Genomic DNA, 17285 nt, shown 5'->3' with positions numbered 1-17285 from the left:
TTCTTTTTTCTCTTCATCTGTCTTCCCGTAAGCGAAAATCTCAAAAACGAATTCACATAGACCAACTACGACTTCCCCAATTACTTCGTGCATTTTCCCACACTCCTTTTTTATAAATCTATCTTAAGTATATGAGTGGGATGTTTTTAAGTGCTATTGGAGAAGGTGACATAAACATTACAAATTTGTAATGTTACTCTAGTTTAAATGACACCAAATTTCTTTAACGCGTAAGATATTCCTCCTTCGCTTGCTCTTTTGGTAACGAAGTCTGCTTTTTGTTTTAACGTATCTTCTCCATTTCCCATGGCAATTCCCAAACCCACATACTCCAACATGTCGATATCATTTCCGCCGTCACCGAAAGCAATGGCTTCGGATTTGCAAAAGTTGAGATGCTCCAATACTTTTTTAATCGCAGCTGATTTGGATACTTCCGTTTCTTCAAGTACATTCATTACGTAGCCATGAAAACGCTCGAATCTAAGTTTTGAAAATCTATCTAGAAATTTTTGCGCTTCACTGTCGTCCGCATACAAACATATACAGTAAATTTCGTCTGATAGAGATTTCATTTTTTCGGGATATTGTGTAAGGTTCAAAGTTTCTTTTAATGCCCCCATGACCCGCTCATCATCGGAACCCATGCCGTTCATCGTAAATAGCTTGGTAAAATAAGAAACACCGTGTCCGTTCAACTCAGCAAAAGCAGAAACATCTTGAACTGTTTCTGTTGATAGTACTGATTTATGTATAACCTTCTCGTTACATGTTATAAGCGCATCATTAGCAGAAATAAACGTATCAATGCCCATAGTCTTAAACTCTTCGCACAAATTGTACGGTCTTCCTGTTGTAACTACAACTTTTAATCCTCTCTCGATTAATTTCTCAAGTGCTTCTTTTGTGCTTAACGGTATACTTCTATCCACTTCGCTTAATAGGGTGCCATCAACATCAAAAAATACAATTTTGTACATATGTAATCCCTCCCTTGTTAAATTGCGCTATCTTTATACAATAACTAATAGTGTACTTTTTACAAACATCTCAAAATACGTTCTACACTCAACTAAAATGAAGCAGTTTAAGCGTTTTTTCAAAACATGGAGTTCTTCTTTCGTACGGGCCTTTTACTAAACTATGTTCTAATATATGATGTTCATTGAGCATTTTAGGTAGAAAGTGAGGTATCATCGCCCCTACCCCATAATTATACTCACTAAGTATCCATGACACGCCTTTCCAGTCTAAAATTCCTTCGGCTGTCTTTTTAGGAGTTTCGTAGTAAAAGTCATTAGGCACATCTACTACATACGCATACATGCCACCTGAATATGTATGATCCATTTCCCATGTTATGATACCTTTGAACTGGATTTGATTTCTTTTGATATCGATATCTGTTTCTTCTTTTATTTCACAAATTGCGCTTTCTAATGGCGTTTCTCCGCTCTCTATTTTTCCGCCTACTCCGTTCCATAATCCTTTAGCAGGGGCGTATTCTTTGTTTAACATGAGTATCTCATCATTTCTTTTAATAAAACATAGTTTCTAATTTTAATATAAAGCAACCATTACTTATATAATCGTATAGTCATCAAAATATTGATCGATACTTTTTAGTTTCTCTACTTTAAAATTTATAATAGCAAAAGAACTCTCATGTAAATGTAACTTTTCATCTAAGGTAATAATGTTGCCGTCTGTATCAATCAATATGAACGAATAAACACCCTCTATAGTAGCTGTTACTTTTCCTAACGCTTTTTTATCCAACCATATAGATAATCCTGCAAACAAAGAAGCAGTAACAAACACTTTGTTATCTATTAATTCAAATTTAATATAGTCTGGACTGTCAATATCAAATAGTTCAACGTAATTACATTCCGAATTCTCGTATTCTTTTGTATAATAATCAATAAAACTACTAATAAACATTTCTTTGTTATTCAAATTTTCTAGTATTTCTCCGCTTTCATTCAGTATAAATTCCTCAAGTTTTTCGCTTGAAAGTATTTCGTTATATATTTGCAATGAAACCGCATAAAAAGAAAAGACTTAGAAAGAAAAAACGTAATCGAAAAACATTTAAGCAAATTGTATTTCAATGCTGGATCAATATTAAGAAGTTTTTTAAAGTATTGTTTGTTTTAGTGCTTTTTGGCGCGTTTTGGGGATCTTGTTATTACATATTTGATAAAGTATCGAATCGGGAATTTACAGTTCATCTTGTTTTCGCTTTTGTAATCTGTTTTGTGTTGTCCTATATTCTAGGGCATATTATCAGCAAAGTTAAGGACTGGAATTTTTCAAATGCAGATGTAAATTTTGATGGAGATATTGGAGGTTGTTTACTAACTCTTATTTTATTTCTATCATTCTTGTTATTATTTGGTGTAACGTACTTAGGTGTGAACTACATTATTTATAAAATAATTGGAAATAAAAAATTTAATTCCTTCTCAAAAGAGCCCTAATGTTCATTTAGGGCTCTTTTCTATACAGAACACATGCAAAATGTTAAGCTATTTTTCGATATAACTTTTGTGTTTCTTTCTTTTTCTCCTTGCTTGGTGGTCGAATTAAAATGGAGATAATAAAGGATACAATACATAGTATACCGATTGTAATAAAAGTTGGTTGAAATCCGCCTAACAGCGCTCCGATAAATGAACCTGCGAGTGCACCAAAGCCAAAACCTTGATATACAATTCCATAATTTGTACTATGATTTTTTAAACCGAAGAAATCACCCACAATTGCTGGGAATATGGTAATATTTCCTCCAAAACAAAATGCGACACTTGCAACACAAGTAAAATAAATAGCGTAGTTTAAATTCATAAAACTCAGTGTAAAAACAGATAAGCCAATTACAATAAAAGTTGCTGAAACAATTTTTAATCGACCTATTTTATCTGATAATGTCCCAAGAACAATTCGGCCAACAGTATTAAAAACCGCAATCATTGCAACGGCATTAGCTGCGGTTGCTACACTAAGTCCTACGAGTTGAACTCCGATATCTTTTACCATACCGATTAAATAGAGGCCACTCATACATGATGTAAATAACATAAAAAACAATAAATAAACTTGTTTTGTGCGTAACATTTCTTTCGTTGAGTAATCATTACTTAAAGTTTCAGATACTGTTTCATTCGTAGCAGCTTCACGTAAGAAGAAAGATCCCGCAAGTATTACAATCAAAACGATTATGCCCCAATATAAAAAAGCTTCCGATACACCAACTGTATCAATTAACTTTCCATTTACGTATTTAAAAATTAAGCTCCCCATTCCGTATGCTGAGACTGATATACCAGAAATGAGACCTTTACGATTTGGAAACCATTTAATTAAATTTGATAATGATGTGATATAGGCTGTACCATCTGCATAACCTACCACGACACCAGCTAGTAAATAAAGAAGTGGTAATGAGGAGACTTGTGAGCTAAGTATTAATCCAACTCCAAGAACAATTCCTGCGGTTGCGATAAGTTTACGAAGCCCCATCTTTCGTTGTAATTTACCTGCAAATAAAGTTGAAAATGATAAAGAAAAGCTGGTAATTGAGAAAGTTATCGCTACAGTATGAAGTTCCCAACCGAATTTACTTACTAAAGGTTGATTAAACAAACTCCATGTATAAATCGTTCCAAGGCCAATTTGCACAATGATTGTGCCTAGGACAATCAGCCATGGATTTACAGATGCTTGTTTCATGCGAACTGTCCCTTTCTTATCATGACATGTTTTATCACAATTTAGTATATCCGTGATGAAATACAAGATACTAATTTAAAACTGGAAATTAAATTGGAGTCATTGTACAAAATAAACAAAAAGACACTTCGTTAAGAAGTGCCTTTTTGTCAATTAGATTATATACGGGTTTATTGTAAAAAGCTGTGTTAAGATAAGACATTTTCAAATGCTTATATACATTATAGTACCAAATGATGTCTTTATTTTTATGGGGCTTAAGATGTATTTTTCTTTCATAAAAAAGTCTTATAAAAAACAAAAATTAATATTCGATTTCCTCATAATCTTTTGGTTGTGGAACAGTTTGCATATTTGCAGCATCTTTTGGATCGCTATATATAGCGTTCTGCTCAACACTTGTGTCGTTGATGTTTTGTTTTTTACTTTTATTCGTTTGTTTTTTCATAAGGGTTCACTCCTTTTCTTTATAAAAGTAGTTATACCCCAATTCAAATATTTTTACAGGTATGTAAAAGATGATTTCGCGAATGTATCAGCGACTAAATTGCTGAATTCTCGTAAATAATACAGATAGTTGTCTCCTCCATAGTTATATCTTTTGTTATACATTTTGGCAACGACAACATTATACTTGGGAATGACTAAAATGGTGGGTCCTGTAATGCCTAATATTTGATACGAGCCTTTAGGTACCCTTTCTCCAAGCTCGCTTTGTATAGCGGGTGTGTTTTGAACAAACCAGAAGCATCCGTTTTGTGGTAAGTCCGTGTTTTCGTATTCTGGACTTTGAAGACTTGTTGCAATTTTAATAACCTCTTTCGGTACGATTTGTTTTCCATTTATGTATCCTTCATTTAAATGTAAATTTCCCCAATAGGCGAATTCTCTAGCAGAAACAAAAAGGTTTTTTTCCGTTCCATCATCTAATATTCCAGTACTGCATATTGCTTCTTCATGAGGATTTACTATTACCTTTACCAAATTCTCATGATACTTTTTTCTCCATCCTGTTTCTTTAAAACCTGCAGGTATAAAGATACGTTCTTTTAATAACGCAGGAAAACTTTTATTATATAGTTGATAAATAAGATGGGTCATCATACGTACGTTAATATCTCGATATGCCCACCCTTGTCCAGGTTCGAATTCTCGATAAATAGTTCCGTCTACTTTTTCATTTAAACCATGTGAATGGGTTACTAAATGCCTTAATGTTGTTTTACCAAGTAAATTTGTATCATAGTCTTTAAAATAATCAGCTGCGTAATCGTCGAGATGCTTTATTTTCCCTTCATATAGTGCATAAGCAACCGCTAAACCTAAGTAACTCTTTCTAGCGGAAGCAACATTAAATTGTGAAGACGCTGTTATAGTAGCACTGTTTTCAGTATTAGAATGATTTCCACTATAATGTTCAAGTACCACTTCATTATCTTTCATAATAAAAAGTGCTGCTGCAGAACTATGATTCCGTTCTTTTATATCTTCTACCCATGAAACTAATTTTTGGTATGTATGCAATGTCTCATTCACCTCTGTATGAAATTCTATATCAAATATTAATTTCGATGAAAATAGAAGATGTCCTTTTATTTGTTAAATTCACAAAATGAAAGAAAAGTGTCTCTACACTCTGAACATGTACATACACCTTTCTTTCATACAATAACTTCATTTATGTTACAAAGTTAAATGAACCACCAGCTCCAGCAGCTAAAGCAGCCGCCGCCGCACCCGCCGCACCCTGCACAGCCGAAACAGCCGAAACAACGTCCGCCGAAACCACCACAACGTCCGCCGCAACGTCCGCAGCCGCCGCAGCGACGAGCATCTTCTTGTGCATAATAATATGGATATTGATTTTGATTATCCCAGTACACAACATTTCCAGGGTGATAATCATTTAGATTCAATGATTGCAGTTCTTGTTGAAATTCATTCATTTTAATGACCTCCGTTTATAAATTAAAGCTTCTATCCAGCATAATTCATCGGTGCTTTTCTATAGGTATTGCTTGTTTAATCGGTGTAATAAACAGCAATACCTATAAGCTAGAAACTAATTTCGATACGTACAACAACAAAATATGAGGTTTTACTGGGTGATGTACCTTGTTCGATTGCCTATTTTTAGATAGCTTGTATGATGGATTCATTTTTATAAACGATATGAAATTGAACAATAGTATTTAAATTCATATGAATTTCTCATTTGTAAATATAGGAGGAAATCTTACATTCTTTGTAGGAACATGGGCTGAGGTTTATTTCTTTCATACAATCGAGGCGAATCAGTTATTTTACTTGATCGGGATTATAGCTTTCTTTAGTGGTTATTAAGAATAAGCTGAGTACCTATGCAGTACTTTTATTAACATTTAAGTACCCAATATCCATCCTTAATACTTTATAAATTGCTAATCCAACAATTTGATAAATCCTCTTTTTGTACCTTTTCTATTAATCTTTGAACAGAAGGTTCAGGCATTATTTTATATGTAATTAGATTTTTATTATTGGGGATGATCCAATGAAAAGCCAGGTGAGACTCTTTAGAAATCGGTGGTATATCACTATGTAGGTCGTTACTATCGACTTCGAAAACATGATTCATTTCATAATGAAGCGTCTCGCTATCTTGCCACTGATTTTCAATCACTCCTAAAAAGCGCTTAACTTCACAATCGATCCCTATTTCTTCTTTAAGTTCTCGAATTAATGCGCATTCTGCAGGTTCTCCAAATTCAACATGACCACCTGGTAGAAAAGAGTGATGCCCTTTGTAATTTGCTATTAAAAGCCTTTTATCTTTTATAATTATCCCTCTTACAATATGATGAAATTTTGTTTTCAATTAAGATTTCCCTCCTTTTGTAGTAACATAGCATGTATTCTCATTAAGTCTTTATTATTATTTTTTGTTTTTCTAGAACTATCGTGAATAGATTTTGAATACACCTTTAAGTAATCTTTAAAAAATGAAATTACAATACTAACTTCATGTTTTTTGAAAGTGATATCCTCCGAGAATATTAAACTTGTCCAAAATGTTCATTTAGTAGTGGCATGATATAAATCATGGGTGTTTCGTAAGGGTGAATTCGATTAATTATGGTAAGTGTGTCTTTTACAATGTCTTGTTTACACCTTATTTCGACTTTACATTCTTGCCCTTCACATATTTGACCGATTTCTCCATCAAAAGGTGTTGCATTATCTAACGGTCTCCAGTACCCTTTAACTGTGCTGTAAGATAGACAGTTATCGTAATTTCCGACCTTACAAGCGTGAATGTTATTTAATTCATCTCGTAGAGTTTCAATATATTCCTCTGGGATAAATATTTCGATTTTTACTTCATTAAATTCCATGCGCTAGATCACAACCTTTTCTAAATAAAAGTTAGACATATAAACGATATACTTGCTCTTCGTCATAAACATAATCAAGTTTTTTAAATCCATAACCTTCATATAACCTCTTTGCAATAATATTCTCTTTATGTACAGTTAATCGAATCTCCTTACATTCCGTAAATTCATTTGTAATCCATTTAATCATTTCAGCTAAAGCAGTTTTACCATATCCTTTTCTTTGATGATGCTCATCAATCATAAATCCGTTAATCCAATACATGTCCGATGTATTTGGTTCGAATGCATGCATAATGAATCCAATCATACTATCGTCATCATATATGGCTAATGGAATGTATTCGACATTTTCACCATCCGGCTTAATATATACTTTCGCAAGTGATACTGCTACTGGTGGTACAAATGTAGTTTGTTTCTTCGATACTTGTAATTTCAGTGCTTCTTCCCAGTTATCTCTTGTTATTATTTTTAATTGGATATTCATCGTATGGACTCCTTTTTGAATAACAAATTTATATTCGCTTCATGTATTTCAATCAGCAGATATACATCTTTCTAGAATATCGATGGATGAGTGTGGTATCGTACCAAGCGATTTGTCTAGACGAAGTAAATATAATAAAACGAAAAACATTTTATATTCTATCCCTTGTTTTCACAACCCAACAGGTGTCTTAATGTTGGAAAGTCGACGGAAAGAACTTATGAATGTTTGTGAAAAAGAACAACTTCCTATTATTGAAGATGATATTTATCGTGAATTATGGATTGATGAACTACCTCCACTACCATTAAAGGCAATGGATCAAAATGGGCATGTATTGTATGTCGGTAGCTTATCGAAAACACTTAGTCCTGGATTAAGAATTGGATGGGTAATTGGTCCAGAATCTGTGATTGAAAGATTATCAGACATAAAAATGCAAACAGATTATGGATCTAGTTCATTATCACAAAGAGTTGCTGCTGAATGGTTGTCTAGTGGTTTATATCAAAAACATGTAGCGTCCGTGAGATTGCAGCTGAAAGAACGAAGAAAAATCATGATACAAGCGCTGGACCTGTATTGTAAAGACATCGCAACATGGAATGCCCCTAGCGGAGGATTGTTTATATGGTTAAAGATACAACCTAAAATTTCAATGAAAAAACTATTTTCAAAAGCATTATCTAAAGGGATTCTTCTTAACCCAGGGCGTATTTATGAAGAGGAATCTGATCAACATATTCGTTTATCGTATGGCTATGTACCTGTCCAAGATCTTACGCAAGGAATCTATCAGATAAGTCAAATTGTTAGGGAATTAATAGAACCATAGAAAAGTCCTCTTCATTTAAGGAAGAGGACTTTCAAGCGGGTACTCATACATTCATATGTTAGGTGTTGACAACTTCCTGATACATTCTTCTCTACCTTTTCATAAACTGTCCAAATCAAATCTTTGAGTTAACTTATAATTGTTTAACCATATTGGTATATAAGAAAGATGAAAATACTTTTGAAATTTCCAATTTAATTAGATTCTATTTGTTCTTCTATTACAAGTAGTAATTCCCACTTTTTCTTTTTAGTTTATATAAAGCGTCTTATTCAAAATCCCTTTTACAAAATCAGTTTTAGCTTCACAATAACCATCAATATTATATCGATAGTTCTCAGCTAATTGATATTTCAGTTCTTCATATTCTTTCCGTGCACCCTCATTTGCTGATAAATAATCCCGTAAAGCGACATGTTCTAAATAGCCTTTCCCATCCTTCGGGCAGACATAGAGGTGGTATTTCATAAAATTATCTTCATTATTTCTTTGAAAAGCTTCACGTCCTTCAACACCTAGATCTCCTTGATGGTGATAACCTTCTTTTTCTAATCGTTCTATAATGTCAGGTAATAGATCGTAACTTTCTATAACTACATCAATATCAATAATTGGTTTTGCTGCTAACCCTTCAACAGAGGTACTACCTACATGCTCAATTCTTAAAATTAAATCGCCGATATAACTTTCAATCATTATTTTGATTTTCTTGAACTCCATTTTCCATTCAGGATTATAAGACATGATTTCTATTATTCTCGTTTTTTCAGCCATTATTATATACCTCCTTATCATAATTTAATTTTCTTCCAAATATAATAAATTGCTCATACGAATCCTCATCAAGCCCTAGAATTTCTGCAAAAGCAGTTTCTATTTTACACCTTTTTTAGAACTATAATATCTTTTCAAATATGAAGTAGTTTCTTAAATTATAGTATACATTCTAAAGCGTCTAATAAAATATGTTGAAAATTATTATAACTAGAAGATGTTCTAGAAACACCTTTATTTCAATATATTAAGTTGAATCAAGGGTATATTTCATCTCTTCTTCAATAAACCCAAAATATTAAAATAGCAAAGGAGGAAATTTATTGGATATCTTTCATATACTTTTAATAATTCATATTCTATTTGGGATCATATGTTTAATTTCAGGAGCTGTCGCAATGTCTGCAAAAAAGAGAAAAGGAACTCATACAGAATGGGGTGAAGTTTATCATGCATCTTACGTTGTAATATTCATCACTGCAATTATATTGTCTATTTTACATTGGAATGAGATTGCTTATTTGTTTTATGTCGCACTTTTTTCTTATTCATTTGCTATTTATGGCTATCTTGCAAGAAAAAGACGCTGGAAAAATTGGATTCATCATCATATTAGAGGTATGCTAGGTTCATATATAGGTGCTGCAACGGCTCTTCTAGTGAACATAGGGAATTCTATACCGATATTAAATTTACTTCCTACACTATCGTTTTGGTTTTTACCAACATTGATTGGTACCCCACTTACAATAATGGTTATAAAAAAATATAAAAAGCATACAAACAAGTAAAAAGCTCTATTCCTCTTTGAAAAAATAGAATCGCTATTAATCATGCAGTAAATATTCTGCTTCGATAACTGGATTCAGCGATTTTTTTATTACTACTCAATCATTTTAGTCCAAAGAAAAAAAGCCATTTAGATAAAATACAATTTATTATTCGTGAATAGTTGAAACGAAGTGTCAATAAAAAATAGACGATCTAAGGAGCAGAAAACTTCTTAAATCGTCTATTTTGACTGTGTAATTCCCTACACTCTTGAAGTATGCTTCGAAATAGCGTTAATTATATTATCCCAATCATCAAAATGAATTTCATGCCCCGTTCCCTCTAGTGGTAGTAACGATGCATTAGGAATTTCATTCGCTAGAGCTAAGCCATGCTCATACGGAAGTGCCGTATCTTCGGTGCCGTGAATAACTAAAGTAGATATATTTATTTTTTTTAATTTCCCCTCATAGTAATCATCACCTTTAAGCAGTGCATGATTAAACATGCTGAGTAGATTGTTTGCTCGTTTTATTTCTTTTGTTACCTGCTTCGTAACTCTTAGTTCATCAAATTTATGCTTTGGTCCACAGAGTAATGCTGATCCTCTAACCAAATAATTCACAACAGATTCGTTATCTGTCCAATCCAATTTACTTCCATTCGCATGATAAGCAAGAATTTTTCCATCCATTGGAGGTAAATTCCGATTGTTTTCATCAGACCCATAAATACTTGATGCAATCAATGTCATTGTTAGGACTCTTTGAGGATGCCTTACTGCAATAATTTGAGCAATCATACCTCCCAAAGACATTCCTACAATATGTGCCTGATTAATATCGTATGCATCGAGCACTTCAACAGCATCATCCGCCATGTCTATCACAGTATAATGGGAACTTCCTGGCTCGTAGACAACGGAACGTCCAACATCTCGATGATCATATCGAATAACGTATCGCCCTGTATCTGCTAACCTTTTGCAGAATTCTTCATCCCAGTAAACCATTGAACACATTGCGCCCATAATCAATAAAATCGCTGGTTGATTGGGGTTTCCAAAACTCTCTGTACATATATCAATTCCATTAATTTTATTTATCTTTTCTTTCATGATTCATTCCTCATTTCATTCGAATTTGGTCATTTGAAAAAAGGTACATCAAGACAGCCAAAAATTCCCTTTAGAAAAATGAACGAATAGAAATGTACCTGAAATTAACGGAAACGAATGAACTTAATAATCATAATAAGCACTCTCCTTATAAGAAATGAATAAGAGGCTTAACCCCATTACTAATTATATTATATTTTTGTAACTTAGGTTAATCTATTTCATTACTAATGGATAATGATAAAATTACATGCTGTAAACGATCCGGATAATTCGTAAACATCCCATCTACACCCCATTCAATCATTTTTTTCATATCTTCCTCTTTATCTACTGTAAATGGGTGAACTTCTAAGCCTTGTTTTTGTATTTTTGGAACATCGGTAGCATTCATATATGTATAGTTCATGCCCAAACCTACACAATAAGTTTTATACGCCTTTAAGTCTTCATTGGTTAGTCTGACTGCTTTTTTGTGTGTTAATAATTGCACCAGCGGAATGCTAGAATTTAGACTATGAATCTTTTTTAAACTTTCTGTACTAAATGATTGGATGATTATTTTCTCCTTTACAATAGCGGGATCACTTAGTTGGTATCGATTCAGTATTTCTAAAAGCTTTTCTTCCATTCCTAGATAGCCCTCTGGTGATTTTGTTTCAATATAATAACGAGCATCATGGCCAAACGTTTCAATAATCTCTTCAAGCGTTGGTACTTTTACGTCCTTAAATTCTTCTTTTGATAGCTTGGGATGTTTTTTATTAAAGAAGCTACCAGCATCAAGTCTTTTTATTTCTTCTAATGTATGATCTTTAACAAGTCCTGATCCGTTTGTTGTTCGATTTAATGTATTATCATGCATAGCAATTAAGTGTCCATCCTTTGTCATTTGAAGATCTATTTCTATATAATCACCTTTGAATTGTTGACCTAATTTATAGGCTGATATTGTATGTTCTGGAGCATATGCAGATGCCCCTCTATGGGCAATTGTTATGACATGATCTGATTGATTCTTAGCTTTTATATAATTTTTTTCTTTTGTTTGCTGTAGAATAGCAATGCTTATTCCTATCAAGATGCAAACAGTTGTAGTAATAAGTGCTTTTTTCATAGTGATATTTTAACTCCTAATCTTATACTCTATTTATATATGTTACACGATAAAATTTAAGCACGTATAAATATGTTATTAAAGCTTTGTAACAAAATCATTCAGTCTACAAAATAAACAACTGGATAGCTAATGTCTTGATAAAAAATAACCATCCTCTAAGGCTTGGATATACCTTAAAGAATGGTCGCCTTAAAACAGATTTACGATTCAATATTTTTAGGTACTTCTCTTATACCTTTAATCGGTAAGCAAGTACCTATCAGTGCAATTATAGTACAACCCATAAACATAACAGGTAACCCGTATACAGCAAGTATAGATAACGTACCAAAAATAATTAAATCCAGTACAGAATCTAGTACTGATAACAATGAAATTGTTGTTGCACGTACATGTGATGGAATTATATCATTACTCAGCTGTGAATACATCGGATATCTTATTGCTCTTACAAATCGTAATATAATAAATGCTCCTAAAACGCTCCACAACGTATTTCCAAAGCACGCTGCTAATAGTAATCCACAGACAGCTAATGCACCTGAAAGATTTAATAAAAATATACGAGAGAATTTTCGGGTTAACCACCCTATAGAAATGGATGCAAAATATCCGCCTATTGCAGCGACTGCATATAATATGCCAATTGCAAATACGGGCACGCCTGCATTTTTCAAAAGTAATTGATCATAGTTGTCAAAAACTGCACTCGCTGGAATAAATACAAGCGATATATTTAAGAACATAATAAGTAATTGAGGTGCTCTTCGGATAACTTGTATTCCTTCAATTACTTGTGAATAAGCTGACTCATTATATTCAAATTCCACCGCCGGATTTTTTATAAATAAAAGTAAAATTAATTCTACGAAATGAAAAAGAAGTCCGAGTGTAATTAAAATAAAGAATTGCTCTTCCTTCAAATCTTTCGCAAAATAAGATCCGAAAATAACAGCAATCAACATTGAAATAAAGCTAGCGGATTGAATTTTTCCCATCGCTTTATCCATAAGATGTTGTTCATTCGTTTCTTTTAAAGATTCGTATATTAAGGCTTCATCAGCACCCGAAAAAAATGTGACTGATAAACCATTCAATAAGCTATATAAACAAAATAGCCATATGTTATCAGCAAAGAACAAAATAGAGATACTTATAATTTTTATGCAAGCGCCTGTTATAAAAGAGAGTTTTAAACTGAAACGATCTGCAAAAATGCCTGCTGGTACTTCTCCAATTAAAACCGCTCCACTCCAGCACATCAATACAATAAAAATATTTGAAGGAGTTAATCCTCTTTCCACATAAAACAACGTCATAACTGCTTGTAAAAAGCTAATTGTTCCAAAAAAATGTACCCAAAATAAAATAGAAATATTATGATTTGCCAGCGTATACTTATCCAAACGTTCTCCTACTTTCCGATATTTATATTCTTCGCGGAAGCAGGAGTGTTAAGTTAGCTTAAATACTATGCACTCCTCTTCCTTTACTTGAGAATGTTTTTAAAGTTTTTAACATGTTAATTCCTCCTTACATTTAATTAAGTGTATCGTAACAAATATTCTTAATATTTACAAAATAAAATTATAAACTGGATAAGATTGTCGTAATGGAAAAAGTGGTATATAATAGGCAGTAACATTACTAGTAATTATTTTAGGTATTCCTAGAATAAAGGAGCGATACATATGAAAATTACTATTTATTTCGGAAGTCATGAAGATCAAGATGTACGTACAATGGATTGTCATTTAGATGTAGAAGATGCAGAAGAACTTGTCTCTGTTTCATAATATAAATCGTAAATAAAATGGGTTGAATCCTCTTCCCTATCGCATTCAGGGCACCTTTTAAAAGGTGTCTTTTTTATGTTTTTCCGGTAAAAATCCCTTTACTTTATAACGATTAAATAGTAAAATATAAATATACGAACAAACGTTCTTTTATTTCAATCGTACTTGAAGGGATGATTTTTACAATGGCTCAAAACAAACGCAGAGGAAGAAAAAAGCATACACCTACTATCTCAAATACAGGCTTTATCGGTTCTGTGTTTATTGATACATTGGAACTACAAAAAAAATCCTATTATTTTGCCCGTAAAAAGCTTCAAATTGTCCATCATGTATTAGATGGCCTTGCAGGCGCAACAAGTTCTTTATTTAAAGAGCATAATATTTCTGCACATATGTCTTGTGTGTATTTACATAAACAAAAGAAGATAGGTTTTGTTCTTTCAACAAAACCTTTTGAACAAGCTGATGGTGTTGCTTATTTTAAAAATTACTTAATTGAAAAAAATTTTTATGATAAGCAAGACGCCGAATTTCAAGAAGTATTTAATACAGGCTTTATTGGGGTGGTATTTGCTGACATATCTAGTATTGATCGATTTAACTTTGATTTTGAAATGAGCATGTTATCAAAGCTAATGAAGGATATGATAATTCCTGTTAAGGAGCTATTCTTACGTCATAATACCCCCGCTTATATCTCTACTTCTCATTTAGAGGAACAAAATAAATTAGGATTTGTTTTATCTGTAAAACCTTATGATGAACGTGCAGAAGCAGATTTATATTTTGAAACATATTTAAAAGAACGTGGCTTATATATTGGGGATGAAGAAGACGAAATTGATAAGATTGTCATTCGAAAAAAAGTTGAATTGATATAGAAAAAATGCAGGATTCCAATAAATCCTGCATTTTTTATTTGAAAGTTTCATTCTCTAAAATAACAACATAATCATTAGTCAATCTACCCGCTTCTTTTGTATAATCAACAAGTCGTTGTATATTATCACAACACAGTTTTGCTCCCCATACGAGTAAGGGAACACCAATAAAATCAATATGTAATCTTCTTGAAAACAATCCTCCAAACGTCATAGGAAGTGGAACTGTTGGTGAAGTATTTGAAAAAATGATTTTTTCATTGTTTTGATACTGATGTTGAAGAATTTCCGCTAAATTTTTCATGGATGGAACAACTACTTTTGATGTCCCGTGTCCTACTGTATAAACCGGATTTCCTCCTTCGTCCCTTCCATGAAAAATTATTTTTCCCATATCAGACGTTTTAAGCTTATTAAAATAGTCCACATTTAAAATTTCTTCTTTTGTCAGTCTTCGATCAGTGGGGAGTTTGTTTAAATGATATGCTGCTGCAAGTGAAGTTGTATGTGTTCCGCCAAAATCTGTGTAAATAAAAATCATAATACCATCCCTTATCATAAACGTTTGATAGTTATTAGTATCACCATTTCATCATTTACTAATCAAGAAAGGCTTTGATTTTATAACTTACTTGTTAATTCGTGATATTTTCTCCAAATATAATATCTTCTACTAATTATTGTACCAAGTGGCGTACATAAAAAAGCGTTTGTTACAACGGTTAACATATAATGTGTACCTCACGAAAAAATACCCTTGAGTTTTAAGTTAATATACGATTATGATATCTAGATAGAATATAATACTGAAAGGAAGGTGTATTTCTTTTGAATATTCTCGAAACAGAGCGTCTTACTCTTCGCCTACAAACAACCGACGATGCAGCGTTTATCCTCGAGCTTTTGAATGACCCCTCTTGGTTACAATTTATAGGAGATCGCAGTGTGAGAACGTTAGAAGATGCAAGGATCTATATTTTGAATGGACCGATTCGCATGTATGAGAAATTTGGTTTCTGTCTTTTTTTAGTAGAAAGGAAGGAGGATCATGTTCCGATTGGAATTTGTGGTCTAGTAAAAAGAGATTCCTTGGAAGATGTAGATATTGGATTCGCCTTTCTCCCAAAGTATTGGGCTAAAGGATACGCCTATGAAGCAGCTTCTGCGGTGATGGCATATGGAAAAGATAAATTGGGGCTAAATCGTATTGTGGGGATTACTACTCCAGACAATCACGCTTCAGCCAAACTTCTTGAAAAAATAGGGTTGCGGTTTGAACGATCGATGCAGGTGGCCAATGATTCTGAAGAACTTAACCTGTTTGCATTTGATAAACGAAAAGAAACCACATAAATAAACAGCAAAGATATCAAAAATAATAACTCATATAAAAGACTCTCCGCTTGGGAGAGTCTTTGCTTTATTTGCTGAATTTTGGCAGAATATCTGTCGGTATAATTATTTCACAGCTTGAACAGATACTGGTTTCCAGCCTTTATTTTCAATCCAATCAATATACACTTTATATTTTTTATTGCTTTGCTTATCTCGCACATTACCATAGGCCTTATTCGTTCCGTTATTTCCAATAAAATCATAAATGAGTTGTGATTCAGAAACATCAACAGCGTAGGAAATTGCTTTTTTCATCTCATTCCAATCTGTCGTTCCCTCTTTAAATTGCATGGCAGGTTTTGCTCCTTGCTCTGTACCAACTGGATTCCATTGCTTATTTTGTTCTGTTTGATTTGCATCTCTGTCTGATTGATTTTTATTTATTGTTTCTACATTAGCCTTCTGTTCTTCAATTTTATTATCCTGCTGTTCTTCTTGTTTTTTTACTAGATTTTCATTGTTCTGTTTTTCTTTTTCCTGTACTTTTGGGCTTTCTTTCTCTTGATTTTGCAGTTCTATTAATTCTTGTTTTTCACTTTCTTTGTTTGCTTGTTCCTTTGATGAGTCTGCTTCTGATTGTTTTGTTTTTCGTTCCTCTAATTTATTGTTTTTCGCCTCTTTAGATGCTAATTGGGCTACTTTCTTTTCTTCTGGATGTTCTTTTCCTTTTGTTTGATCAGTAAAAAATAACTGATAAGATACCATGCTGACTGTCAATAATACTAAACTTAATCCAATATTAACAACACTGCGTTGTCGACGGACTTGTTGCTTTTCTTGAAATCTACCTTCATTTCCCATTTCTGAAACCTCCATGTAATTTTTACAGTGAAACTGTATGCTTTGTTCACTATTTTAGAATTCAGTAAGCTTATATGTTGATGAACTTTAAAATTCATCTGTATAGTTGTTAATCCCTTCCTCCTTATTACTTACACACACCTTTATTGTAAATACATTTTCTTACCTAAAATAAGTACATTGTTAAACACGC

Annotated in this window: 20 protein-coding genes and 2 pseudogenes; 5 read left to right on the top strand and 17 right to left on the bottom strand. The window is 32.8% G+C overall.

Features of this window, described 5'->3' with window-relative positions:
- Positions 1-203: 203 nt before the first annotated feature.
- From JDS96_RS11550 to JDS96_RS11540, 3 genes are all read right to left on the bottom strand, one after another.
- The gene (locus tag JDS96_RS11550) at positions 204-980 is read right to left on the bottom strand and encodes a Cof-type HAD-IIB family hydrolase (RefSeq protein ID WP_199666849.1); all 777 of its coding nucleotides are present in this window, start codon (positions 978-980) and stop codon (positions 204-206) included.
- A gap of 88 nt (positions 981-1068) precedes the next feature.
- Complete coding sequence (locus JDS96_RS11545) at positions 1069-1542, bottom strand: NUDIX hydrolase (protein WP_307838178.1); 474 nt, start codon at positions 1540-1542, stop codon at positions 1069-1071.
- A 39-nt stretch (positions 1543-1581) separates the two neighbouring features.
- Positions 1582-1959 carry a hypothetical protein gene (locus JDS96_RS11540; RefSeq protein WP_242479892.1) on the bottom strand — a complete coding sequence of 126 codons (378 nt, stop codon included), beginning with the start codon at positions 1957-1959 and terminating at the stop codon, positions 1582-1584.
- 53 nt (positions 1960-2012) lie between these two features.
- Here JDS96_RS11540 and JDS96_RS11535 point away from each other — a divergent pair, with 53 nt between their 5' ends.
- Complete coding sequence (locus JDS96_RS11535; protein ID WP_242479891.1) at positions 2013-2483, top strand: permease; 471 nt, start codon at positions 2013-2015, stop codon at positions 2481-2483.
- Between the two features lie 43 nt (positions 2484-2526).
- On the opposite strand, the gene JDS96_RS11530 is transcribed toward JDS96_RS11535, so the two are convergent.
- The 7 genes from JDS96_RS11530 to JDS96_RS11500 all read right to left on the bottom strand — a co-directional run bounded on the left by JDS96_RS11530 (position 2527) and on the right by JDS96_RS11500 (position 7599).
- Positions 2527-3735, bottom strand: coding sequence for an L-lactate MFS transporter (locus JDS96_RS11530; RefSeq protein WP_199666847.1), 1209 nt, complete (start codon positions 3733-3735; stop codon positions 2527-2529).
- A gap of 304 nt (positions 3736-4039) precedes the next feature.
- Entirely contained in the window at positions 4040-4183 is a 144-nt protein-coding gene (locus JDS96_RS11525; protein WP_003197930.1) for a hypothetical protein, read from the bottom strand.
- 53 nt (positions 4184-4236) lie between these two features.
- Entirely contained in the window at positions 4237-5259 is a 1023-nt protein-coding gene (locus JDS96_RS11520; protein WP_199666846.1) for a serine hydrolase domain-containing protein, read from the bottom strand.
- 167 nt (positions 5260-5426) lie between these two features.
- Complete coding sequence (locus tag JDS96_RS11515) at positions 5427-5681, bottom strand: heterocycloanthracin/sonorensin family bacteriocin (protein ID WP_199666845.1); 255 nt, start codon at positions 5679-5681, stop codon at positions 5427-5429.
- Positions 5682-6145: 464 nt separating this feature from the next.
- The gene (locus JDS96_RS11510) at positions 6146-6592 is read right to left on the bottom strand and encodes an NUDIX domain-containing protein (protein ID WP_199666844.1); all 447 of its coding nucleotides are present in this window, start codon (positions 6590-6592) and stop codon (positions 6146-6148) included.
- A 178-nt stretch (positions 6593-6770) separates the two neighbouring features.
- Positions 6771-7109: a divalent cation tolerance protein CutA gene (cutA, locus tag JDS96_RS11505; RefSeq protein WP_199666843.1), complete on the bottom strand. Its 339-nt coding sequence runs from the start codon at positions 7107-7109 to the stop codon at positions 6771-6773.
- Between the two features lie 31 nt (positions 7110-7140).
- The gene (locus JDS96_RS11500) at positions 7141-7599 is read right to left on the bottom strand and encodes a GNAT family N-acetyltransferase (protein WP_003197946.1); all 459 of its coding nucleotides are present in this window, start codon (positions 7597-7599) and stop codon (positions 7141-7143) included.
- A 28-nt stretch (positions 7600-7627) separates the two neighbouring features.
- On the opposite strand from JDS96_RS11500, the pseudogene JDS96_RS11495 reads away from it, so the two are divergent.
- Positions 7628-8434: pseudogene (locus tag JDS96_RS11495) on the top strand (aminotransferase-like domain-containing protein); the annotation flags it as partial.
- Between the two features lie 249 nt (positions 8435-8683).
- On the opposite strand, the gene JDS96_RS11490 reads toward JDS96_RS11495, so the two are convergent.
- The gene (locus tag JDS96_RS11490) at positions 8684-9208 is read right to left on the bottom strand and encodes a GrpB family protein (RefSeq protein WP_199666842.1); all 525 of its coding nucleotides are present in this window, start codon (positions 9206-9208) and stop codon (positions 8684-8686) included.
- Positions 9209-9531: 323 nt separating this feature from the next.
- Between JDS96_RS11490 and JDS96_RS11485 the strand changes: the two genes are divergently transcribed.
- Positions 9532-9999 (top strand): DUF2306 domain-containing protein, encoded by a 468-nt coding sequence (locus JDS96_RS11485; RefSeq protein WP_199666841.1) that lies wholly within the window; start codon positions 9532-9534, stop codon positions 9997-9999.
- 242 nt (positions 10000-10241) lie between these two features.
- Here JDS96_RS11485 and mle read toward each other — a convergent pair whose 3' ends face one another.
- The 3 genes from mle to JDS96_RS11470 form a co-directional block, all read right to left on the bottom strand.
- Complete coding sequence (gene mle / locus JDS96_RS11480; RefSeq protein ID WP_199666839.1) at positions 10242-11096, bottom strand: alpha/beta fold macrolide esterase; 855 nt, start codon at positions 11094-11096, stop codon at positions 10242-10244.
- 211 nt (positions 11097-11307) lie between these two features.
- Positions 11308-12213, bottom strand: coding sequence for a glycerophosphodiester phosphodiesterase (locus JDS96_RS11475; RefSeq protein WP_199666837.1), 906 nt, complete (start codon positions 12211-12213; stop codon positions 11308-11310).
- 203 nt (positions 12214-12416) lie between these two features.
- Positions 12417-13622: an MFS transporter gene (locus tag JDS96_RS11470; protein ID WP_199666835.1), complete on the bottom strand. Its 1206-nt coding sequence runs from the start codon at positions 13620-13622 to the stop codon at positions 12417-12419.
- A gap of 563 nt (positions 13623-14185) precedes the next feature.
- On the opposite strand from JDS96_RS11470, the gene JDS96_RS11465 reads away from it, so the two are divergent.
- Positions 14186-14896: a hypothetical protein gene (locus tag JDS96_RS11465; protein WP_006094955.1), complete on the top strand. Its 711-nt coding sequence runs from the start codon at positions 14186-14188 to the stop codon at positions 14894-14896.
- A gap of 34 nt (positions 14897-14930) precedes the next feature.
- Here JDS96_RS11465 and JDS96_RS11460 read toward each other — a convergent pair whose 3' ends face one another.
- On the bottom strand, positions 14931-15437 hold the full coding sequence (locus JDS96_RS11460; RefSeq protein ID WP_199666833.1) for a DUF3189 family protein: 507 nt from the start codon (positions 15435-15437) through the stop codon (positions 14931-14933).
- Between the two features lie 80 nt (positions 15438-15517).
- A pseudogene (locus JDS96_RS33250) lies at positions 15518-15634 on the bottom strand (DUF1453 domain-containing protein); the annotation flags it as partial.
- A gap of 90 nt (positions 15635-15724) precedes the next feature.
- Between JDS96_RS33250 and JDS96_RS11455 the strand changes: the two are divergent.
- Complete coding sequence (locus tag JDS96_RS11455; RefSeq protein WP_199666831.1) at positions 15725-16249, top strand: GNAT family N-acetyltransferase; 525 nt, start codon at positions 15725-15727, stop codon at positions 16247-16249.
- Between the two features lie 105 nt (positions 16250-16354).
- On the opposite strand, the gene JDS96_RS11450 is transcribed toward JDS96_RS11455, so the two are convergent.
- Complete coding sequence (locus tag JDS96_RS11450; RefSeq protein WP_199666830.1) at positions 16355-17092, bottom strand: DUF1510 family protein; 738 nt, start codon at positions 17090-17092, stop codon at positions 16355-16357.
- Positions 17093-17285 lie beyond the last annotated feature (193 nt).

It is taken from the genome of Bacillus cereus group sp. N21 (genome assembly GCF_016483395.1).
Lineage (GTDB): Bacteria > Bacillota > Bacilli > Bacillales > Bacillaceae_G > Bacillus_A > Bacillus_A pseudomycoides.
Note: the sequence above shows the minus strand (reverse complement) of the source record. Positions and strands in the feature narration are given on the sequence as shown.